Source organism: Dietzia sp. Alg238-R159, assembly GCF_900537145.1.
In the GTDB taxonomy this organism is placed as follows: Bacteria; Actinomycetota; Actinomycetes; order Mycobacteriales; family Mycobacteriaceae; genus Dietzia; species Dietzia kunjamensis.
The window spans coordinates 580219-601548 of sequence record NZ_UNRI01000001.1; the positions used below are offsets into that span (position 1 = coordinate 580219).

The window sequence follows — 21330 nt, forward strand, 5'->3', positions numbered from 1 at the left end:
CCGGTCCCGGGGGTCAACCGCCGTCGCCGACCTCCAGGATCTCGCGACCGGGGCCGACCGTGACCCAGCCGGGTCGGTCCGTGAGCGAGACTCTGACCGCGTAGACGGGCGGGGGCCCGGAGCCGGAGGGGGGTGAACCCGGGGAGATCACCACCCTGTCCGGAACCGCCCCGGGCGCTCCCAACAGGGCGGGCGTCGCCTCGATCGCGAACAGCACGGTCTCCGCGTCCACCGTGGCCACAGGGAAACCGGGCGACGCGGGCAGCCGGCTGGTGATCCCGTCCCGCCATCGACCGTGGAAGGTGTGGTGCAGCGTCGCCTCCGCATCGTCCGGATCGGGGCGGCTCAGGTGCGCGGTGTCGCCTTCGATGACGAGCCGCTCCACGGTGGGGTCGTCGAGCTGGTCGCGTGCGGCATCGATGACGCGGGTCACCCCTTCGGCGGTGAGCAGTGGTCCCGGTGCCGTGCGGATCACCTCGACGGAGGCTGGGCGGTCCACCGTGTCGCCGGCCGGGGAGGGTGTGTTCCCGGCGAGGTGGTCCAGGCCGGCGATGAGGCCGACGGCCAATGCGCTGGCCAGGACCGCGCGCAGCAGTCCGCTCGCCAGGCGCCTGCGCCCCGCCGGCCCCCGCGTCGAAGGCCCGGGCGGTCGCTTCGCGACGATCCGCTCGCGCGCGTTGGTCCGCCGTACCGAGAGCGGGGTGTCGGCTGACAGGCCCCGGCTGCGTACCTCCAGTTCGAACAAGCGCCTGTTGAGGTCGGCCACCAGTGAGTCGAGGTCGTCGCGGGTGGTCGACAGGGCGGCGTCGCGGCTGCGCTCGCCATGTTCGAGGGGGCCGATCCGGCCGTCCGTGTAGGCGTTGTCCAGGATCTGCCACACGGCTCGCCTGCGGTCCTCGGTGGCCGGCTCCGGGGCGGGCCCACCGGGGGGCGGGGGCGGTGCGCTCATCGGGGGACGCCGACTTCTCTCACGATCCTGTCGTGCCCCACCACTATGTGCCCGCGGTCACCCTCACGACCCACGGTGATCTCGTATGTGGGCTGGGCGAGCGCGTCCGGGCCCACGTCGATCCCCACGAGATCTGCGTCCGAGAGCCCGTTCTCCGCCGCGGAGGCCCGAGCCGCCTCCAGGGCGGCCGGTACATCGATGGACTCCATTGCAACGGAGAGGTCGTCAACGGGGCGGAAAGCCTCCCCTTCGGCGGCCCACTCGCCCAGGTCGTCGCGTCGCCACGAGTCGACCGCCCCGGGGTCCGCCGGATCCTCGATGAGGAGGAGGGCGTAGTCGCCCCTGATGTCGAGCGAGGCCACACGAGCGTCGCCGAACCTCGCACGCGCAGACGAGATGACCTCATCGACGCTGCTCGAGGTGATCGTGTCCTCGGTGCCGCCGACGAGGCCGGCGAACGCACCGTCTCGCAGCGCGAGGACCCCGCCGGCGACAAGGGCGAGCCCCGCCACGGTCGAGGCGCCGACCAACTTGGCGGTGTCGAGCGGGTCGCGTGGCGCGCGGCGGGACCGGGCGACCGGAGTGGAGCGGGTGCCCGCCACCTCGGAAGGCGACCGGGCCGGGGCCGGCAGGTCCGCGAGGATCGCCCGGAGTTCATCGACGTATCCGCTCGACCGCACCTGCCACCCGAGGTGAAGGTGATCCAGGGGGGCGAGGCGCCCATCTGCAGCGGCGGCGTCGAGCTGCTCCCACGCCGCGACGCGCTGGGGGTCGCTCGCGCGGATCCGATGCTGCGCCATGGGCAGGAGGGTAACCACCGGCGGCTCGCCGTGGTCTGGTCACGGTCGCCGGGAAAGCCCGCCATCGCGATAGAACACGTTCTACTATGGGGTCATGAGTGCACCCACGCCTTCCGTCCCCGCCGACGCCGGAATCCTGGATCCGCGGACCGGCGAGCACGTGACCAGCGTCTACCGGATCGCCGAGGCGGATCCGGACCGCATCGCCGTAATCGAGGCGGGCGGTCGGCAGGTCACCTTCGGCCAGCTCGCCGACGCCGCCCACGGCTACGCCCGGGGTCTGCGCGAGCTCGGACTGGAGACCGGTGACTGCATCGTCCTGCTGGCGCCGAACAGCATTGAATTCCTCGAGGTCTACTACGCGGCCATGGAGATCGGGCTCTACGTGGCCCCGGCGAACTGGCACCTGACCGGCCCCGAGGTGGCGTACATCCTCGAGAATTCGGGATCGACGGTGTTCATCGCGGACACCCGGTTCGCCGACGTCGCGACCGCAGCCGCCGGGGAGGCCGGGCTCGACCCCGCCCGCTGCTACGCCATCGGTGAGGTTCCCGGATTCCGTCCGCTGCCTGAGCTCACGGTCCCAGCCGCGGGGGAGGACCCCTTGCCGTCGTCGCGGACCCTCGGCGGCCCCATGCTGTACACCTCCGGCACCACCGGCCGCCCCAAGGGCGTGCGGCGCCCCCTCACCGGCGCCTCGCCGGATCAAGTGACGGTCCCCAACTACTACTTCTTCGCCGGCTTCGACATCCAGGCGCCGGACAACGTCCACATCTGTGGCTCGCCGCTCTACCACACGGCCGTGCTCAACTTCGTCACCATCTCGCTCAATCTGGGCCAGGCCGTGGTGCTCATGGACAAGTGGACGCCCGAGGAGATGCTGCGACTCATCGACGCCCACGGCGTCACCCAGTCGCACATGGTGCCGACGCAGTTCTCGCGGCTGCTGGAGCTGCCGGAGGATGTGCGCGCGAAGTACGACGTGTCCAGCCTGCGCACGATCGTCCACGGCGCCGCGCCGTGCCCCAAGCACGTCAAGCAGGCCATGCTCGACTGGTGGGGCCCGGTCCTGACCGAGTACTACGCCGGGACCGAGGGCGGTGGGTGCACCATCACCGGCGAGGAATGGCTGCGCAAGCCCGGCAGCGTGGGGCGGCCGTGGAAGACCACCACCCTGAAGATCCTCGACGACGACGGCAACGAGCTGCCCACCGGCGAGATCGGCAATGTGTACCTGCAGATGCACGGGTCGAAGTTCGAGTACCACCAGGACAAGGAGAAGACCGCGAAGACCTACGTCGGCGAGCTCTTCACCATGGGCGACATCGGCTACGTGGACGAAGACGGCTACCTGTTCCTGTGCGACCGCAAGAACGACATGATCATCTCCGGCGGCGTGAACATCTACCCGGCAGAGATCGAGTCGGAGATGACCCGCCACGAGGCGGTCCGCGACGCCGCCGTGTTCGGTATCCCGCACAAGGACTGGGGTGAGGAGGTCAAGGCCGTCATCGAACTGGCCGAGGGCTACCCCGAGTCCGACGAGCTCAAGGCACACATCCTCGAGGACCTGTCCGGTCGGCTGGCGAAGTTCAAGATGCCGCGGTCGATCGATGTGGTGGACGAGCTGCCCCGCCAGGCCAACGGGAAACTGATGAAGCGCACGCTGAAGTATCCGTACTGGGCGGACGCGAAGTAGGTCTGGGCAGGGGCGGGCCCTCGTCGTCGTCGGATCCCCGACGCGCGTCGAGAACGCGTTCTACCCTGGACGCATGACCAGAACCCCCACCGCGCGCGATCTCACGCTCGCGCAGATCCTCGAGCGGCAACAACAGGCGTTCCTCGCCGATCCCCAGCCGGGCGTGAAGATCCGCCGGGACCGGATCCTGCGCCTCAAAAGCCTCGTCCTGGACAACGCCGCCGACCTCACCGAGGCGATGCGCGAGGACTACGGCTCCCGGCCGGAGACCTTCTCCACCCTCACCGACATCGCCTCCTCCATCCCCGACCTGGACCACCAGCGCGGCAACATCAAGAAGTGGATGCGCCCCACGCGCGTGTCCCGAGCCCTGGAGGCGGTGGGCTTCACCCAACAGGTCCGACACGACCCCAAGGGGGTCGTCGGCATCATCGGACCGTGGAACTTCCCGCTGTACCTCACGATCGTGCCCGCCGGTTCCGCCCTCGGCGCCGGCAACCGGGTGATGATCCGGCCGTCCTCGGTCACCGCGCACACCACCGAGGCCCTGTGCCGGCTGGCACCGGAGTATTTCGCCGTCGACGAACTCGCGATCGCCGGACCCGAACACGGCCGTGGTTCGGACTTCTCGGTCCTGCCCTTCGACCACCTGTTCTTCACCGGCTCGCCCGGGGTCGGCAAGTCCGTCGCCAAGGACGCCGCGGAGAACCTCACCCCCGTCACCCTCGAACTGGGCGGCAAGAACCCGGTCCTCGTCGACAGCAGTGCCGATATCGACCGGGCTGCGCGCAGCATCGCGTCCTCCCGCCTCGTCAACGGCGGTCAGGTGTGCATGTGCCCCGACTACGTGTTCGTCCCCGAGGACCGACTGGACGCGTTCTGCGACACCGTGCTCGACCAGTGGCGCACCACCCTCCCGGCCATCGTCGGCAACCCCGAGTACACGGCGACCGTCAACACCTCGAACTACGAGCGGATCGTCGGGCTGATCGACGACGCGGTGGGGAAGGGCGCCGGCAAACGCGACGCCGCGCCGGCCGGCGAACGGCTGCCCGACCCGGTCGGCCGCAAGATCGCGCCCACCCTGCTCACCGGCGTGACCCCGGACATGGAGATCGACTCCGAGGAGGTGTTCGGCCCCGTCCTCACGGTATTCGGCTACAGGGGCCTCGACGAGGCGATCCGCTACGTCAACGACCGGCCCAGCCCGCTCGTCCTGTACTGGTACGGGGACCGAAACGACCGCTTCGAGACCGTCGCCGACCGCACCCGCTCCGGCAACATCTACGGCAACGACTTCGGGATCGGCATGGCCTCGTCCGCCATCCCGTTCGGCGGCGTCGGCAACTCGGGGATGGGCGGGTACCACGGCCACTACGGCTTCCGGACGTTCACCCACGAGCGGGCGGTCGCGCACCACTCGTTCGCCTACAACGTCTCGGAGATGATGGTGCCGCCGTTCACCAAGGACAAGCAGCGGATGGCCTCGGGATACCTGAGGGCGATGCAGGTACGGACACGGCTCAAGCTGTAGCGGGGGGCCCGCCCCCGAGGCCGCTGCGTCCCAGGCCGCGGTCCCCGGGGGCGCTGACGTGGTGCAGCGGCACGGTCAGCCGGAAGGTGGTGCCCTCGCCCTCCGCCGAGTCGAAATCCAGGCCGCCGTCGTGACCCTCGGCGATCGCCTGGACGATGCTCAATCCCAGCCCGGTCCCGGGGATCGACCCACGCTGGGCGGTGCTCGACCGGAAGAACCGTGTCCCCAGGTGCTCGTGCTCGGCCTCGGGGATGCCGATGCCGGTGTCGGCAACGGAGACGGTCGCCACGTCGTCCTCCGCGGTGAGGGTCACGGTGACCGATCCGCCCTCCGGGGTGAACTTGATGGCGTTGCTCACCAGGTTGGTCACCGCCCGCTCGAGCTGCAGCGAGTCGCCCGTGACCTCGGCCTGCTCGACCCGCTCCGCGAGAGTGAGCCCGGCGCGGGCGGCCACGGGTCCGAGCGACTCGAGGACGTGGCCCACCACGGCGTCGAGGCGGAGCCGGTCGTGGTCGATGTCGAGACCCCTGGCCTCGATCCGGCTGAGCGTGAGCAGGTCCTCGATCAGTCCCTTGAGCCGGTCCGCGTTGCGCTGGACCACCGAGACCAGGCGGTGCTGGGCGGGAGTGAGGTCGCCGCCGTCGCCGTCGCAGAGCATCTCGGTGTAGCCGATGATCGAGGCCAACGGCGTCCGGAGTTCATGGCTCACCGTCGAGACGAAGTCGTCCTTCTGCCGGTCCAGTTCCTCGAGCCTGCGGACGTGCTCCTCCCGGCCCGCCTCGTAGTCATCTCTGGCGTCCAACAGCACGTTGAACGCCGCGGCGAGCGCGCGGACCTCCGTCGGGCCCTCGTCGGTGCGGGCGCGGGCCCCTCGTCCGCCCTCGGTGTCGTTCCGGGCCACGTCGGCGAGTTTCTCGATGGGGTCGACGATCGTCCGGGCGGTCCGGCGGGTGTCACGGATGATCGCGGTGGAGGCCAGGAAGATGATCACGAAGGTCAGCGCGGACTCGCTCCACAGCGTGACCGTCCGCCAGGTGCGCATCTCCGCCCGCTTGTCCATGGCCGCGGAGAGCAGCGTGTCGGCGGCGGTGACCATCGCCGTGAAGTCCATGACCGCGTCGATGGTCTCCTGTTGGCTGATCGGGGTCGACCCGGGTGGCAGGTCGGGTGTCGTCCCGACGACCGCCTCGGCGTAGCGCCACCACGACTCGGAAGCGGAAGTGAGCTTACCGAGGGCGGGGGAGAAGACGTCGTCGTCGCCGACCAGACGCTGCAGCTCGGTCAGTGCCTCCCGCGAGTCCGTCTCGAGTACCCGCAACCTGTCCTCCGCGCCGGGAAGGCCGTACGCGCGATCCATCCGCAGATCCGACTGGGCCCAGCGCATCGCGATCACCAACCGGCTGGTGGTGTCGACGACGGGGGTATAGATGGAGCTGGTGCGCTGGGAGAAGTAGAACTGGACCAGCAGGAGGGTGGGCCCCAGCAGCGCGATCACCACCACGAGGACGAGCATGCTGCGGCTCTTGCGGCGCAGGACCTCGGAGACCTTCTCGGCGGGTCGTCCGGAATCCGGGGTCGTCGCTGCTTCCGTCACGACGCCCCCTCCGTGGAGAAGCCGCGGCGCGTCATGACGCCCCACTGCTGCTCGCTCCCGCGCAGCGCCTGCCACCAGCCCCGGAGGCGCCAGATGACGTGGAGCTGGCGGTAGCCGATGTTCTCGAGGACCGACGAGGCGATGAGGGAGAGCATGCTCCCGAACCGGTGGTAACGAGAGAAGTACACCTCGTCTACGGCGGCTGCGGTGAGTGCGACGACGATCGCATACCCGTAGGCCACGGCGAGGAACAACCAGAAGGTGGTGGGATTGACCAGGCCCAGGACGAACCCCAGGACCATGAGCACCAGGCCGACCGCCTCGATGAGGGGCGCGAACAGTTCGAAAGCCCAGTAGTAGGGGACGGCGAGCGTGCCGGCCCGTCCGTATCGCGGATTGCCGAACATCACGCGGTGTTTGACCAACGTCTCCCAGAGCCCGCGGTGCCATCGCGCGCGTTGCTTGCCGAGAACCTTCAGGGTCTCCGGCACCTCTGTCCAGCACACCGGTTCGGGCACGAACGTCACCTGGTAGTCCTGATCGCGCTCGCGGAGCAGGCGGTGGAGACGCATGACGAGCTCGAAGTCCTCGCCGATGGAGTCGGGGTCGAGTCCCCCGACCTCCACGAGCAGGTCGCGTCGGAAACAGCCGAAGGCGCCGGAGATGAGGATCAGCGCCCGCAGCTTGGACCATCCTGACCGGCCCAGGAAGAACGACCGCAGATACTCGAGCGCCTGGATCTGGGCGAGGAGATTACGTGGCATTCTGACGTCGACGATCTGTCCGGATCGGATCGTGCAGCCGTTGGCGACCCGCACGACACCGCCGGTGGCAGCGGTGCGGAGCGGGTCGTCTGCGAACGGTTCGGTGACGATGAGCAGGGCGTCGGGGTCCAACAGCGAGTCGCCGTCGACGCAGATGATGAGGTCCTCCACCGCGGTGTTGATCCCGACGTTGATGGAGTCAGAGCGCCCCGAGTTGGGTTTGTCGATGACCGTGAGCCGGGTGTACCCGTCGCGTGGCACGTAGAGCCCGCGGGGCACCTGTCGGGTCGGGACGTCGTGGGGCACCTCGCGGTCCGCCCGGACCAGGTCGAACGCCTCCGTGAGGACGCGCAGGGTGCCGTCGGAGGACCCGTCGTTGACGACGATCACCTCGTGGCGGTGGTAACGCAGTCCGAGGAGTGACCGGGCGGCCTCGACGATACCGGCCTCCTCGTTGTAGGCAGGGACGACCACGGAGACCCCCGGCGCCGTGTGGCTGCCGAGACGTTCGACACGACCGGAATGACGACGACGACGACGCGTGCTCCGGAAGTCCACGGCAGCGGCGATCACGAGCACCAGGTACGAGGAGTTGATGAGCAGGAAGTAGAAGAGGATGGGCCAGGCGATCAGATCCAGCAGCGTCGCGATCGCCACGCGGAGTGTCTCGATCACGGGGTGGGCTCCTCGTCGTGATGGGTGAGTTCGCCGGCCCGCCGAGCACTCGTGGCGAGGTCGTACAGGTCGGGCCTGCGCTCCCGGATTCCGAAGGCGGTCACCGCCCCCAGCGAGGCGAGTGCGGCCAGGTCGTCCTCCGACACCACTGAGGTGTCCCGGACGGAGATCTCCGACGGGATGGTGCCGCGTTCCAGGGCGTCGACGAGGACGGCCTCGCCCCTCCGGCCGAGGGAGGCGAGCGCGCCGGCGGCCACCTCGGCCAGTCTCCGGTCGGGATCGGCCAGAACGGTCCGAAGGGGCGGGATCGCGGCCGGGGCGCCCAGTTCACCGAGGGCGGTGGCGGTGGCCAGTCGCACGGTCGCCGACTCGTGGGCCCCGAGGGCCCGCCCGAGATCGTCGATGACCCGGCCGTCCCCGATCATCCCGAGCGTGCGCGCGGCGGCCGCACGTACCCGCTCGTCCCGGTCGGTGCGGAACAGGTGCAGGATGCGGGGCAGCAGGGAGGCCATACCGCCGCGGGCCGCGACGGTGGCGGCGACGTACCGCACACCGGGGTCCGGGTCGTCGAGACCGCGCCGCACCGCCTCGCGGACGTCGTCGCCCATGGCCAACAGGGCGTCCGCGGCGACGTGGGAGGGCACCCCGGAGATGCCCCCGACCTCGCGCACCGCGCGCAACACCGCGTCGGCGTAGGTCGCGTCACCGAGCACCCCGAGGGCGCGCACGGCGGTCGAACGCACGGCGCGGTCGCGGTCCGTGAGCAGCCCCGCCAGGGGGGCCGCGTGCTCGGGCCGCCGCGTCGCCCCGAGCACCTGTGCCGAGCGGGCCCTGGTGGTGGCCGACAACGAGCGGACACCGCGGAGTGCACCGTCGACGGTGCCGTGCCCGTCGAGGATGTCGACCAGCGCGGTGACGGCACCGCCACGGACCTTGCCGAGCAGGTCGAGTACCGCGCGGTCGACCACCCGCGCCCGGTATCGGCTCAGCCTCCCGGGGGGCTCGCCCTCCGGCTCCTCGTCCGCGGCGAGCGCGAGCAGTCGCGGCCGGATCGGCCGCAGGATGCGCTCGACGCGACGACCGCGGCTGATCCGCGCCGCGTGAGCCCACACCATCACGAGGATCAGCACGGCGATGGAGGCGACCAGGATCCACAGCGATGTGGTGAGGACGCCGGACGCGACCTCGGGCGCGACGTCGTCGAGCAGGGAGGGCGAGGGGTCGTCGTACGAGAGGAGCACCGGGCGGTCCGCGGTTCTACCGGCCGAGCAGCGCGTCGACCCGGCGGAGGAGCTCCCGGGGGCTGAAGGGTTTGATGACGTAGTCGTCGGCGCCCGCCGCGAACCCCGCGTCGACCTCGGCATCCCGGGCTCGGGCGGTGAGCAGCAGGACGCGGCAGTCCTTCGGGCCCTCACCGTCCCGCAGGCGACGGAGGACGTCGAGCCCGGACAGGCCGGGCATCATGATGTCGAGGATGGCCAGTGACGGGGCGAAGCTCGTGATCGCCTCGAGGGCCTCCACCCCGTCGCGGGCGGTGCGGATCTCGTATCCCGCGTTGTCGAGCTTGAAGGCGACGAGCTCACGGATGTCGTCGTCGTCGTCGGCGATCACGACCCGCGGCCCTGGTCCTGTCACTGGTTCGCCCCGCCCCTCTGTTCTCTGGTCGTCGTGCCGACTTTATCGACAGACCCGACGGGGCGAGGTCATTCCCCCCGGAACTCGGGCGTGCGCTTCTCGGCGAACGCCCGCGGGCCCTCCTTCGCGTCGGCGGAGGCGAAGACCCGCCCGCCCACCTCGGCGTCGACGCGGAAGGCCTCCTCCTCGTGCATGCCCTCGGTGCGACGGATGGTCTCGATCATCCCCCGGACCGCCAGCGGACCGTTCGCGGCGATGAGGTCGGCGATCTCCAGGGCCTTGTCGAGGGCCGATCCGTCGTCGACCACGTGGCCGATGAGCCCGAAACGCTCGGCCTCCTCCGCGGTGAGGTGGCGGCCCGTCATGAGGACCTCCATCGCGACGGTGTACGGGATCTGGCGCACGAGCCGGACCGCCGAACCGCCGAGCGGGTACAGGCCCCACCGCGCCTCGGAGACACCGAACTTCGCGGACCGTCCGGCGACGCGGATGTCGGTGCCCTGCAGGATCTCGGTCCCGCCCGCGATGGCCGGCCCCTCGACCGCGGCGATGAGCGGCTTGCTCAGCCGGCGGCCCTTGAGCAGGGCCGGGAGCGTCGTGAGATCCCAGCCGCCGCCGGCGAACTTGTCCCCCGGGGCGTCGGAGTTCATGGCCTTGAGGTCGGCGCCCGCGCAGAAGAACCCGCCCGCGCCGGTGAGGATGCACGCCCGGATGTCGGGGTCGGAGTCCACCAGATCCCAGGCGGCCTCCATGCCCCGCATCATCGGCCCCGACAGGGCGTTCCTGGCCTCGGGGCGGTTCATGGTGACGATCAGGACGTGCCCACGCCGCTCGGTGAGCAGATGCTGGTCCTCGGGCGTCGCGACGCTGGTCATCTGGGGCCTCCTGGAGGATTTCTTTATGCCGGGTTCGATGTAACCCACACCACGGGAAGGTAACACGTTCTAGTTTGGGGTCATGGCGTACACCATCGGAGATCTCGTAGAACACAGCGTGGACCGTGTCCCCGACCGGCTCGTGCTCGTCCAAGGTGATCGTGAGCTCAGCTTCCGGGAGTTCGAGGACCGTGCCAACAGACTCGCCCACCACCTGCAGTCGGTGGGGGTGGGGCCCGATGACAAGGTCGCGGTGTACAGCCGCAACACCATCGAGGCCGTCGAGGCCATGGTGGCGATCTTCAAAATCCGCGCGGTCATGGTCAACGTGAATTTCCGCTACGTCCCTGCCGAGCTCGAGTACCTCCTCGACAATTCCGACGCCGTCGCGGTGATCCACGAGCGGCGGTACTCGCAGACCCTGGCCGAGGCCCTGCCCAGGACCCCGGGGGTCCGGCACTGCCTGGTGTTCGAGGACGGGACCGACGGACCGGACCCGGTGGTCCCCGAGAGCGTCTCCGTGGCGCACTACGAGGACGCCCTGGCGGCGCAGTCCCCGGAGCGGGACTTCGGCGAGCGCTCGAACGACGACATCTACATGCTGTACACGGGTGGCACCACGGGTTCGCCGAAGGGCGTCATGTGGCGCCAGGAGGACGTGTTCATGGTCCTGGGCGGTGGCATCGATTTCCTCACGGGGGAGCGGGTCGCCGACGAGTGGGAGCTGGCTAACAAGGCCGTCGACGGCGGGGTCCTGGTCCGGGCCGCGCTGCCGCCGCTCATCCACGGCGGAGCCCAGTGGGCGATCCTCATGGCCCTGTTCGCCGGGCACACGAGTGTGCTCATCCCGGAATTCGACGCGGAGACGATCTGGCAGACGGTCACCGACCGCAAGATCAACCTGATGTTCATCACCGGTGACGCGATGGCGCGTCCGATGATCGAGGCGTGGGATCCGGAGAAGTACGATCCCTCGTCACTCTTCTACATCGGGTCCTCCGCCGCCCTCTTCTCGCCCTCGGTCAAGGATCAGTTCATCGAGGCCTTCCCGAACGCGATGATCTCGGACTCCATCGGTTCCTCCGAGACGGGCTTCTCGGGCATCGCCCTGGCGGAGAAGGGCAAGACCCACACCGGCGGTCCGCGCGTGAAGATCGACGGCGAGACCACGGTCCTCGACGACGACGGCAACGAGATCCAGCCCGGGTCGGATGTCATCGGCAAGGTGGCCCGGACCGGTCACATCCCGCTGGGGTACTACAAGGACGAGGCCAAGACCGCGGCGACGTTCAAGACATACAACGGCAAGCGCTACTCCATCCCCGGCGACGACGCCCGGGTCGAGTCCGACGGCACCGTCACGATGCTCGGCCGCGGCTCGGTGTCCATCAACACCGGCGGCGAGAAGGTGCACCCGGAGGAGGTCGAGGCGGCCCTCAAGACGCACCCCGACGTGTTCGACGCGCTGGTGATCGGCGTCCCCGACGAGCGGATGGGGCAGAAGGTCGCCGCCGTGCTGCACACCCGGGACGGCAAGTGCCCGCCCATCGAGGAGATCAACGAGCACGCGCGCACGGAGATCGCCCGCTACAAGTGCCCGCGCGCGGTCTGGGTCGAGAACTCGGTCAAGCGCAATCCCGCGGGCAAGCCCGACTACCGGTGGGCCGCGGACATCGCCGCGTCCCGCCCCGCAGACGACAGCCAGGAGATCAGCAAGTGAGCATTCGCACTTCCCTCACGGAGGAGTTCGGGATCGAGTACCCGGTCTTCGCGTTCACCCCGTCCAAGGCCGTCGCGGCCGCCGTGACCCGTGCCGGCGGCATGGGCGTGCTCGGGTGCGTTCGGTACAACGACGCCGCGGAGCTCGACGAGGTGCTCACCTGGATGGACGAGAACACCGACGGCAAGCCCTACGGGGTGGACATCGTCATGCCCAACAAGGTCCCCACCGAGGGGAGCCCGGAGGACATCGCCGCGATGATCCCCGAGGAGCACAAGTCGTTCGTCTCGCGGGTCCTCGACGACCTCGGCGTCCCGCCGCTCGGCGATGACGCCGAGCACAACGCAGGGGTGATCGGGTGGCTGCACTCGGTGGCCCAGTCGCATGTGGAGATGTCCCTCAAGCACCGGCCGGTGCTCATCGCCAACGCCTTGGGCTCGCCGCCGAAGCACATCATCGACCTCGCCCACGAGAACGGGATGAAGGTCGCCGCGCTGGCGGGCGCCACCAAGCACGCCCTGGCCCACGTCGACAACGGAGTGGACATCGTGATCGCCCAGGGCGGCGAGGCGGGAGGTCACACCGGCGACGTCGCGACGATGGTGCTGGTCCCCGAGATCGTCAAGGCCCTCGACGGCCGGGCCCCGGTGCTGGCCGCCGGTGGCATCGGCGACGGGACCCAGGTCGCGTCCGTGATCGGGATGGGCGCGCAGGGCGCCTGGATGGGATCGCGCTGGCTCACGGCCGCCGAGTACGCCGAGGACGGCGGGTCGCAGGCCATGCAGAAGGCACTCGTGGCCGCGACCAGCCGCGACACCGTCCGCACGCGCATCTATTCGGGCAAGCCCGCGCGGTTGCTCAAGAGCAAGTGGACCGAGGCATGGGCCGCCGCCGACGCGCCGGACCCGCTGCCCATGCCGCTGCAGAACATCCTCGTCGCGGAGGCTCACCAGCGGATCTCCGAGGCGCAGGATCCCGAGGTCGTGGCCATGCCGGCAGGACAGATCATCGGCTCCCTCGAGGGCGTGGTGCCCGTGGCCGAGACGATGGCGCAGATCGTCGCCGAGTACGAGGCCGCCGTCGAGCGACTGCGCGCGACCCTGGCCTGACCGGACGGGCCCGTCTCGCCGTCATCGGCCAGATCCGCTACTCCGATTCCGGATCCGCCAGCCCAATTCGGGTAGCAGATCGGGAATCGGGATAGCGGATTCTCGGCCGTCAGGTCGTCAGCAGGTCATCAGCTGGTCAGGACGAACAGCAGCATCGCGGCCCAGTGGCAGGCGAACGCGATCACGGTGCACGTGTGGAACACCTCGTGGAAACCGAAGACGCCGGGGGCCGGGTCGGGTCGCTTGAGGCCGTAGACCACCGCGCCGCCGGTGTAGGCGACGCCACCGACCATGACCAGGATGACGGCCGCGAGGTTGGCGGTGATGAGGTCGCCGGCGAACCACACCGCGGTCCAGCCGAGGCCGATGTACAGGACGACGTACAGCCAGCGCGGCGCGGACAGCCAGAACAGGCGGAACAGGATCCCCAGCAGGGCGCCCGACCACACGAGTGTCAACAGGATCTGGGTGGTCGGGGGCTCGAGTGCCGCCACCGTCATGGGGGTGTACGTCCCGGCGATGAGCAGGAAGATGTTGGAGTGGTCCAGACGGCGCATCAGGGCTGCGGCGCGTGGCCCCCAGTTCACCCGGTGATACAGGGCCGAGATCCCGAACAGCAGGGTCGAGGTCGCCAGGAACACGGCGCAGGCCCAGGTCAGCGCGGTCCCCTCGGCGAGCACGGTGAGCACGACGCCCAGCGCGATCGCGACGGGTAGGGTGCCGGCGTGAATCCACCCCCGCAGCAGCGGTTTGGGCGGAACGGGCGCGGAGATACCGAAGTCGTCGTCGGCGGCGACGGCATCGGCGTTGATGCCGTCGCCGGCGGGATGCTGCAGGTCGGGGTTCACGGCGTGGTCCACACGCCAAACCTACCGACGACCTCACCCGGGGGTGAAGGCCCCCGCACCGTCGGCGCGGACCCAGACCCTGTCCCCGGCCGATTCGGCGCCCAGCGAGCTGAGGTCGCGGGCCCGGAACTTGAAGCTGGCCGTCCGTGGTAGCGCGGCGGTCATCCGGAGCAGCGACGGCCACTGCTTGGGCCCGAGGTCGGGTTGGGCGGCGAGGAAATCACCGAACCCGCCCGCCAGGGCCGAGGCTTCTGCACCCTCGCGAGGCACCACCGCCGCGGCGACGGCGTCGCCGATGACGGCCGGGCCCCGCACCGTCTCCGCCGGCACGGCGTACACGCCGACCTCGGCCACATCGGGGTGTCGCCGCAGTACGCGTTCGATCGGAGCCGCCGCCAGGTTCTCCCCGTCCACGCGCATCCAGCCACCGGACCGGCCCGCGAAGTAGACCCATCCGTCGTCGTCGACGTACGCGAGGTCGCCGGAGTGGAACCGGCCGCCGCGCATCCTCTCGGCGTCGGCGGCGGGGTCGCCGTAATACCCGGAGAACAGGCCCGGCCCGTCGGCGACCATCTCACCCACGGACTCGTCGGCGTTGAGCAGGACACCGGCGTCGTCGAAGCGGGCGCGGGGGCACTCGTCCCCGGACTCCGGGTCGACGATCCGCACCCCGTCCGGCAGTGGACCGAGCGCGGCGTCGGGGGTCCCGGGCGTACGGGTGACGGAGATGCCGCCCTCGCTGGAACCGAACCCGTCCACCACGGTGACGCCGAAGCGTCGGGCGAACTCGCGGCGCACGTCGGCCGGGGCCTCGTTGCCGTAGACCACACGCATGGGGTTGTCGGCGTCATCGGGCCGCTCGGGGGTGGCCAGGATGTAGGAGAGCGGCGCGCCGACGTAGTTGGCGAAGGTGCATCCGTGTCGCCGGACGTCGTCGAGCCAGTTGGAGGCGGAGAAGCGACGCCGCAGGGCGATCGAGCATCCGGAGTACAGGGCGATCGGCCACGCCACCATCACGGCGTTGGAGTGGAACAGCGGCATCGCGCTGTACACGCAGTCGTCCGCGCCGATCCCGAACCTCTCGGCGAGCATGCGGCCGGGCACGGAGATCTTGCTCTGCGTGATCCGGACGGCCTTGGGGTCGCCGCTCGTGCCCGAGGTGAACACCAGCGCGACCAGGTCGTCGGGGCCGGCTGGCACGTCCGCCACCTCGGGGAGCGCCGCGTCGGCGTGGCGCTCCAATAGCGCGGTCCACTCGGGGGAGTCGACGGAGACCACGGGCACGCCGGGGTCGAGCCCGTCGAGCAGTGCGGCGTTGTCGGTGTCCGTGAGGATGAGCGCGCAGTCGGCGAGCGCGGCGTCCCGGATCAGGGCCTCGCCGCGCCGCGTGGGGTTGAGCCCGGCCACGACGAGCTCCGAGCATGCCGCCGCGCCGAGCAGGTGGAGGTACTCGGGCGTGCCGGCCAGGAGGAGGCCGACGTGGGGACGTGCCGGTGGTGACGACGACGACGATGACGACGACGAGGTCATCAGTTCCCGTAGCGCCGCGATCCGCACGGCCACCGCACCGACGGCCTCCGACCAGGGCGTGAGCCGGCCTTCGGACCAGATTCCGCGGTCGCCGACGGCGGACAGGGCGTGCACCGCGTCGGCGACGGAGGTGAACGGCTGGGCGGCGACGTCCGCGATCGTCTTCACCGCGCCGCTCACGCCGAGTACTCCCAGGGGTCGCCCGCGGTGGCCAGCACGTCGCCCAGGTCGAGCAGTTGCCGGGTGGCGCCGCCGAGGCGGAACTCGTCGGCCTTCGCGGCGAGGAAGTAGCGGTGGGCGGGCTCGGAGCGGTCCAGCCCGACGCCGCCGTGGACGTGCACGGCGGTGTGGGCGAGGCGGTGGCCGGCGTCGCAGGCCCAGAAGTGGGCGGAGGCCACCGCCGCGTGTGCGGTCGGGCCGGGGTCGCCGCTACAGGCGTCGAGTTCGTAGGCGGCGCGCAGGGTGCTCAACCGGACGGCGTCGACGTCGATGGACCCGTCCGCCAGGCGGGCGGCGACGGCCTGGAACGTGCCGATGGGGCGACCGAACTGGTGGCGGGTGCTCGCGTACGCTGCGGTGCGCTCGAGCGCGGCCTCGATCACGCCCCACTGGTGGGCGGCAAGGTGGACGCGGCGGCGCAGGGCATCGAACTCGAGCGCCCCGGCGGCGAGCGCGGTGGCGGCACCGGGGTCACCGGTGACGAGCCCGCTGCACGAGTAGTCGACGGGGACCGTGCGTTCCACGGTGACCGCCGCGCCGTCAGTCACGTGTAGGCCGTCGGCCGAAGACCGGACGATCACATCGGCGATCGGCGCCCAGTCCACCTCCGGTGCGGAGCCGGACCAGCCGTCGGCGACAGCGGCGATCTCGCGCCCCTCCGCCACGGCGGTGGCGCGGTCGGTCTGCCCGGCCGCCTCGAGCAGGTGGGCCGCGCGGATCGCGGGGGACAGGGGGACCGGGGCGACAACCCGACCCAACTCGCGTAGGACCAGGGCCTCGCCGATCACCCCCAGTCCGGCGCCGCCGAGCGACTCCGGGGCGAGGGCGGCCGGGACGCCGGCCCGGACCAGTTCCTCCCAGTAGCGGGCGTGGAACCGGGCGGTCCCGCGGTCGGTTCCGCCGGACTCGGTGCCGGGGCCGAACCGGGCGTCGAGTTCTCGCAGGGAGTCGTCGGTGACCAGACGCTCGCCCATGTCCCGGACGAGGGCGGTCAGCTCCGCGGTGGTGTCGTCGACGGAGAAATCCATGTCAGCGCTCCTTCCGGGCGGTGCTGGCGGACGGCGCGGGGGCGACACGTGGCGCCGGGGGCAGCCCCAATCCGGCGGTGGCGATGATGTCGCGCTGCACCTCGTTGGTGCCGCCCCCGAAGGTGAGGATGAGCGCCGATCGGTGGAGGCGCTCGATGCGCCCGTGCAGGGCGGCGGTCGGGGAGTGGGAGCGCTGGTAGCCGCTCGATCCGAGGACCTCCATGAGCAACCGGTAGGCCTCGCACGCCGTCTCGGTCCCGTACACCTTGGTCGCCGACGCGGCGATGCGGGTGGGCGCGGCGGTGTCCGCGGAGACGATCTCCCAGTTGCGCAGGGCCAGGTACTCGGCCATCGCGTGGACGCGGGCCAGGTGGGTCCGCACCCACTCGTTGTCCATGACGGTGCCGTCCCCGGGCATGCCGACGTCCGCCGAGCGGGTGGTGCGCGCCCACTGCACGACCTGCCGCAGTGAGGCCTGCAGCGGCCCCGCCGAGGTCAGGGCGACGCGCTCGTGGTTGAGCTGGTTGGTCATGAGCGGCCAGCCGCCGTGCTCGGGGCCCACGAGGTTGCTCGCCGGGACCACCACGTCCTGGTAATAGGTGGCACTGGTGTCCGGGCCGGCCATCGTGTGGACCGGGGTCCACGAGAAGCCTTCGGCGTCGGTGGGCACCATGATCATGGAGATGCCCTTGTGGCGCTTGGCGTCCGGATCGGTGCGCGCGGCCAGCCAGATCCAGTCGGCGTACGCCACCAGCGACGTCCACATCTTCTGACCGTTGATCCGGTAGACCTCGCCGCCCTCGTGCTCACCGGTCCCGGGCTCGCGGACCGCCCGCGTGCGGAGCGACGCGAGGTCGGTGCCGGAGTCCGGCTCGGAGTAGCCGATGCCGAAGTGCAGCTCACCGCGGCTGATCCGGGGCAGGAAGTAGTTCTTCTGCTCGTCGGAGCCGAACGCCATGATGGTGGGCGCCACGGAGTTGATGGTGAGGAACGGCACCGGGACGCCGGCGATCGCGGCCTCGTCGGTGAAGATGAGCTGCTCGATCATCGGCCGGTTCTTCCCGCCGAATTCTTCGGGCCACCCCAGTGTCAGCCAGCCGTCTCGGCCCATCTCCGCGACGATCTCGCGGTACGCGTCGCCGTGCCCGTACTCGCCGGTGGTGGAGGTGAAGGCCTCGCGTCGTTCAGGGGTCATCAGTGCCGAGAAATACTCGCGCAACTCCCCGCGCAGACGTTCCTGGTCGGTGGTGTAGGTGATGTCCATATGCCCTAAGCTCATCGGTGAGTGGAACACGTTCTAGTGTCGTGTCTCACATAGTACCCAACCATCTCGCGGCCATGGTGGCCGTGGGTGCGACCGAGGAGGACGGCATGAGGATTGAAGTCGATCCCGACCGCTGCGAGGGGCAGGCCGTGTGCGTCGGCCTGGCGCCGAAGGTCTTCGAGCTGAACGACGACGACGAGGTCGTGCGTGTGATCGTCGACGAGGTCCCCGAGGACCTGCAGAAGCGCGCACTCAAGGCTGTGGAGAAGTGCCCGATGGCCGCGCTGAAGGCCGCGGAGTGACCGCGGGGATGGGTCGGGAGAATCTCGACGCGGACCTCTCACTCGACGGGCGCGTCGCCGTGGTCACCGGGTCCGGCTCGGGTCTCGGCGCGGCCGAGGCGGTCGAGCTCGCCAGGTCGGGCGCGGCCGCGGTGGTCATCAACGACATCCGCGCCGGTGAAGCAGCAGATGCGGTGATCGCGGACATCGAGGCGGCCGGAGCCAAGGCGGCACTCGTCGTGGGCGATGTCTCCGAGCGGGAGACCGCGGACGCCATGGTGGCCGAGGCACTCAGACTCGGCGGGCTGCACGTGGTGGTCAACAATGCCGGGATCACGCGCGACAAGATGCTGTTCAACCTCTCCGACGAGGATTTCGACGCGGTCGTGAAGGTGCATCTGCGCGGTCACTTCCTGCTCACCCGCAATGCGGCCGCCCACTGGCGCGCGGAGAGCAAGAAGTCCGGGGGGCCGGTCTACGGCCGGCTCATCAACACCTCGTCGGAGGCGGGGCTCTTCGGCCCGCCCGGCCAGGCCAACTACGGCGCGGCCAAGGCCGCGATCACCGCGCTGACGCTGTCCGCGTCGCGGGTGCTGGAGCGCATCGGCTGCACCGCCAATGCTATCGCCCCTCGCGGTCGCACCGGGATGACGGAGGCGGTCTTCGAGCCCTGGGACTCCTCCGAGGGGCCGGATCCGCTCTCGCCGGACCGGGTCGCGGACCTCGTGTCCTACCTGGCCTCGCCCGCTGCTGCGCACGTCACCGGTCAGCTGTTCGTGGTATACGGCGGGATGGTGGCGCTCGTGGAGGCGCCCGTCGTGGAGAAGAGGTTCGACGCGGAGGGTGGCGTATGGGACCGTCGCGAGTTCGCGGATGCGATCTCCGGGCACTGGTCAGGACGCCCGGAGGGCAAGTCCTTCTCCGCTGCGGAGATCATGAAGCTCTGAGTGGCGGGCCCGTCCCCGGCGTGATCGACGTCGATCGCGCCGGGGACGACTTATTGGTGTGTCGGGCGTGTTAGATTCCCCCGACGCGAGCTGGCAGGGGCACCGGTCGGGGGGATGGGGAAGCCCTTGTCAGATAGAACGTGTTCTAGCTACTATGTAATCTGGGTCACGATGAACCGGTCACTTGTTCAGTTTGGTGTGACCGGGGGATGAAAGAAGACAGGAGGGGGGCGATATGGCGAGAGTTCTCGATGCGCCGCTTAAGGGAGTCGGCGATTTCGTCGCCATGAGTCTCGACACGTTCGTGTCCTTCCCGTCGATCGTGCGGCAGGGCCGGGAGTTCGTCGAACAGTCCTGGTTCATCGCCAGGGTCTCCATGATGGCCACCATCCTGGTGGCGATCCCGTTCACCGTCCTGGTGAGCTTCACGCTCAACATCCTGCTCCGCGAGATCGGTGCGGCCGATCTGTCGGGGGCGGGGGCCGCGCTCGGCGCCGTCACCCAGGTCGGTCCCATGGTCACGGTCCTCATCGTGGCGGGGGCCGGGGCCACCGCCATCTGCGCGGACCTCGGGGCCCGCACCATCCGCGAAGAGATCGACGCGATGGAGGTCCTCGGGATCGACCCGGTCAAGCGCCTGGTCGTCCCCCGGGTCGCCGCGTCCACCTTCGTGGCGCTGCTGCTCAACGGCCTGGTGTGCACGATCGGCATCCTCGGCGGTTTCCTCTTCTCGGTTCTTCTGCAGGGCGTCAACCCGGGCGCCTTCGTAGACGGGATCACCCTGCTCACGGGCCTGGGTGAGCTCATCCTGGCGCAGATCAAGGCCGGCATGTTCGGCATGCTGGCCGGGCTCGTGGCCTGCTACAAGGGCCTCTACGTCCGGGGCGGGCCGAAAGAGGTGGGCAGCGCTGTGAACGAGACCGTCGTCTTCGCCTTTATGGCCCTGTTCGTCGTCAACACCGTGCTCACGGCGGTCGGCGTCAAGGTCCTGGGGGCGTGAGGTGGCCGTCATCGAGACCACCCGGTTCCCGCATCTCGCGCGGGCCCGGCACCACACCGTCGGCAGGGCCGACGACTTCGGCGGCATCGCCCTGTTCTTTTGGCGAGCACTGCTGGCCACGCCGCGGGCGCTCACCCAGTACCCGAAGGAGACACTGCGGCTCATCGCCGAGATCGCCATGGGAACGGGTGCGCTGGCGATGATCGGCGGCACAGTGGTGATCGTCGGGTTCCTCACCCTCGCCACCGGCGGCGTGATCGCGGTCCAGGGCTTCTCCTCGCTCACCGACGTCGGGGTCGAAGCGCTCACCGGCTTCTTCGCGGCGTTCATCAACGTCCGCATCGCCGCACCCGTGATCGCTGGCATCGGGTTGGCCGCCACCATCGGTGCCGGCGCGACGGCCCAGCTCGGGGCGATGCGGGTGTCCGAGGAGATCGACGCGCTGGAGGTCATGGCGATCGACTCGATCACCTACCTGGTCTCCACCCGGATCGTCGCCGGGATGATCGCCGTGGTGCCGTTGTACTCGCTCGCCGTCATCGCCTCGTTCCTGGCGAGCCGGTTCGCGACCGTGCAGATCTATGGTCAGTCCGGCGGCGTCTATGACCACTACTTCTCGACGTTCCTCATCCCCACGGACATCCTGTGGTCCTTCGTTCAGGCCATCGCGATGGCCATCGCGATCATGCTCATCCACACCTACTACGGCTACAACGCCGCCGGCGGTCCCGCCGGCGTCGGCTCGGCCGTGGGCAACGCCGTCCGCACCTCGCTCATCGCGGTGGTGACCGTAACCCTTCTCTTCTCCCTCGCGATCTACGGCGGAGACGGCAACTTCAACCTGTCAGGATAGGAGGCG

19 protein-coding genes are annotated in these 21330 nt (G+C 70.0%); 8 read left to right on the forward strand and 11 right to left on the reverse strand.

Going from position 1 to position 21330, the window contains the following annotated elements:
- Positions 1 to 13: 13 nt before the first annotated feature.
- Together G6R20_RS02670 and G6R20_RS02675 are read right to left on the reverse strand one after the other, a co-directional pair.
- On the reverse strand, positions 14 to 949 hold the full coding sequence (locus G6R20_RS02670; protein WP_163375497.1) for a DUF1707 domain-containing protein: 936 nt from the start codon (positions 947 to 949) through the stop codon (positions 14 to 16).
- Positions 946 to 1749: a DUF1707 domain-containing protein gene (locus tag G6R20_RS02675; protein ID WP_163375498.1), complete on the reverse strand. Its 804-nt coding sequence runs from the start codon at positions 1747 to 1749 to the stop codon at positions 946 to 948. Before G6R20_RS02675 ends, G6R20_RS02670 begins: the two co-directional genes overlap by 4 nt.
- A 94-nt stretch (positions 1750 to 1843) precedes the next feature.
- On the opposite strand from G6R20_RS02675, the gene G6R20_RS02680 reads away from it, so the two are divergent.
- Both G6R20_RS02680 and G6R20_RS02685 read left to right on the forward strand, forming a co-directional pair.
- Positions 1844 to 3448 carry an acyl-CoA synthetase gene (locus tag G6R20_RS02680; RefSeq protein WP_205475708.1) on the forward strand — a complete coding sequence of 535 codons (1605 nt, stop codon included), beginning with the start codon at positions 1844 to 1846 and terminating at the stop codon, positions 3446 to 3448.
- Between the two features lie 73 nt (positions 3449 to 3521).
- Positions 3522 to 4982, forward strand: a complete 1461-nt coding sequence (locus tag G6R20_RS02685; protein ID WP_163375499.1) for an aldehyde dehydrogenase family protein — start codon at positions 3522 to 3524, stop codon at positions 4980 to 4982.
- Here the strand turns inward: G6R20_RS02685 and G6R20_RS02690 are convergent.
- The 5 genes from G6R20_RS02690 to G6R20_RS02710 all read right to left on the reverse strand — a co-directional run bounded on the left by G6R20_RS02690 (position 4972) and on the right by G6R20_RS02710 (position 10525).
- Positions 4972 to 6576 carry a HAMP domain-containing sensor histidine kinase gene (locus G6R20_RS02690; RefSeq protein WP_159148064.1) on the reverse strand — a complete coding sequence of 535 codons (1605 nt, stop codon included), beginning with the start codon at positions 6574 to 6576 and terminating at the stop codon, positions 4972 to 4974. The two genes, G6R20_RS02685 and G6R20_RS02690, sit on opposite strands and share 11 nt — an antisense overlap.
- Positions 6573 to 8015 (reverse strand): glycosyltransferase family 2 protein, encoded by a 1443-nt coding sequence (locus G6R20_RS02695; protein ID WP_163375500.1) that lies wholly within the window; start codon positions 8013 to 8015, stop codon positions 6573 to 6575. Before G6R20_RS02695 ends, G6R20_RS02690 begins: the two co-directional genes overlap by 4 nt.
- Positions 8012 to 9256: a HEAT repeat domain-containing protein gene (locus G6R20_RS02700; RefSeq protein ID WP_163375501.1), complete on the reverse strand. Its 1245-nt coding sequence runs from the start codon at positions 9254 to 9256 to the stop codon at positions 8012 to 8014. The genes G6R20_RS02695 and G6R20_RS02700 overlap by 4 nt, the downstream gene beginning before the upstream one ends.
- Positions 9257 to 9272: 16 nt before the next feature.
- The gene (locus tag G6R20_RS02705; protein WP_205475710.1) at positions 9273 to 9626 is read right to left on the reverse strand and encodes a response regulator; all 354 of its coding nucleotides are present in this window, start codon (positions 9624 to 9626) and stop codon (positions 9273 to 9275) included.
- 92 nt (positions 9627 to 9718) lie between these two features.
- Positions 9719 to 10525 (reverse strand): crotonase/enoyl-CoA hydratase family protein, encoded by an 807-nt coding sequence (locus tag G6R20_RS02710; protein ID WP_163375503.1) that lies wholly within the window; start codon positions 10523 to 10525, stop codon positions 9719 to 9721.
- 82 nt (positions 10526 to 10607) lie between these two features.
- On the opposite strand from G6R20_RS02710, the gene G6R20_RS02715 reads away from it, so the two are divergent.
- Complete coding sequence (locus G6R20_RS02715; protein WP_163375504.1) at positions 10608 to 12245, forward strand: acyl-CoA synthetase; 1638 nt, start codon at positions 10608 to 10610, stop codon at positions 12243 to 12245.
- Between the two features lie 2 nt (positions 12246 to 12247).
- Entirely contained in the window at positions 12248 to 13354 is a 1107-nt protein-coding gene (locus G6R20_RS02720; RefSeq protein WP_173674834.1) for a nitronate monooxygenase family protein, read from the forward strand.
- A 128-nt stretch (positions 13355 to 13482) separates the two neighbouring features.
- On the opposite strand, the gene G6R20_RS02725 is transcribed toward G6R20_RS02720, so the two are convergent.
- From G6R20_RS02725 to G6R20_RS02740, 4 genes are read right to left on the reverse strand one after another with little or no spacing between them, the layout of a single operon-like run.
- The gene (locus G6R20_RS02725; protein ID WP_181694273.1) at positions 13483 to 14214 is read right to left on the reverse strand and encodes a hemolysin III family protein; all 732 of its coding nucleotides are present in this window, start codon (positions 14212 to 14214) and stop codon (positions 13483 to 13485) included.
- Between the two features lie 21 nt (positions 14215 to 14235).
- Positions 14236 to 15912, reverse strand: a complete 1677-nt coding sequence (locus tag G6R20_RS02730; protein WP_163375505.1) for an AMP-binding protein — start codon at positions 15910 to 15912, stop codon at positions 14236 to 14238.
- A complete protein-coding gene (locus tag G6R20_RS02735) occupies positions 15909 to 16979 on the reverse strand; it encodes an acyl-CoA dehydrogenase (RefSeq protein WP_163375506.1) in 1071 nt (356 codons plus the stop codon). The genes G6R20_RS02730 and G6R20_RS02735 overlap by 4 nt, the downstream gene beginning before the upstream one ends.
- A 1-nt stretch (position 16980) precedes the next feature.
- Positions 16981 to 18243: an acyl-CoA dehydrogenase family protein gene (locus G6R20_RS02740; protein WP_096906017.1), complete on the reverse strand. Its 1263-nt coding sequence runs from the start codon at positions 18241 to 18243 to the stop codon at positions 16981 to 16983.
- A 107-nt stretch (positions 18244 to 18350) separates the two neighbouring features.
- Here G6R20_RS02740 and G6R20_RS02745 point away from each other — a divergent pair, with 107 nt between their 5' ends.
- The 4 genes from G6R20_RS02745 (at position 18351) to G6R20_RS02760 (ending at position 21324) form a co-directional block, all read left to right on the forward strand.
- A complete protein-coding gene (locus G6R20_RS02745) occupies positions 18351 to 18545 on the forward strand; it encodes a ferredoxin (protein WP_067712138.1) in 195 nt (64 codons plus the stop codon).
- Between the two features lie 8 nt (positions 18546 to 18553).
- Positions 18554 to 19471 (forward strand): 3-oxoacyl-ACP reductase, encoded by a 918-nt coding sequence (locus G6R20_RS02750; protein WP_163375507.1) that lies wholly within the window; start codon positions 18554 to 18556, stop codon positions 19469 to 19471.
- Positions 19472 to 19706: 235 nt separating this feature from the next.
- Positions 19707 to 20471: an ABC transporter permease gene (locus tag G6R20_RS02755; protein WP_067711895.1), complete on the forward strand. Its 765-nt coding sequence runs from the start codon at positions 19707 to 19709 to the stop codon at positions 20469 to 20471.
- A gap of 1 nt (position 20472) precedes the next feature.
- The gene (locus tag G6R20_RS02760) at positions 20473 to 21324 is read left to right on the forward strand and encodes an ABC transporter permease (protein WP_067711897.1); all 852 of its coding nucleotides are present in this window, start codon (positions 20473 to 20475) and stop codon (positions 21322 to 21324) included.
- Positions 21325 to 21330: the final 6 nt, after the last annotated feature.